The organism is Candidatus Infernicultor aquiphilus (assembly GCF_002784285.1).
Lineage (GTDB): Bacteria > Atribacterota > Phoenicimicrobiia > Phoenicimicrobiales > Phoenicimicrobiaceae > Infernicultor > Infernicultor aquiphilus.
In genome coordinates, this window is sequence record NZ_PFKO01000035.1 from 2,318 (window position 1) to 2,596 (window position 279).

At 51.6% G+C, this 279-nt stretch carries 1 protein-coding gene; it reads left to right on the plus strand.

All coding sequences use genetic code 11. The features are described from left to right. Positions 1-279 (plus strand): Ldh family oxidoreductase (locus COZ07_RS01145; protein ID WP_406606767.1); only part of this gene is annotated, 279 nt, incomplete at both ends.

Below are 279 nucleotides of genomic sequence, written 5' to 3' on the forward strand. Positions count from 1 at the left end.
CGGATACACCTGGAATTCTTGTGGATATGGCTCAAGGAAAGTGTGCACTATGTCCTCTTGGTGGTGCCGGCGATGAAATGGGTGGCTACAAGGGCTTCGGCTGGGCGTGTGTGGTGGAGCTACTCAGCACTGCCTTCCAGTCTGGTCCTTACGGTAAGGCTGTATCTGGTGTGGATCAAAAGACTGGAGGCCCATGTCCCATGCCTCTGGGTCACTTTTTCCTTGCTATTGATATTGAGGCACTTGTTGGTCTAGACACATTCAAGAAGAACAGTGGTG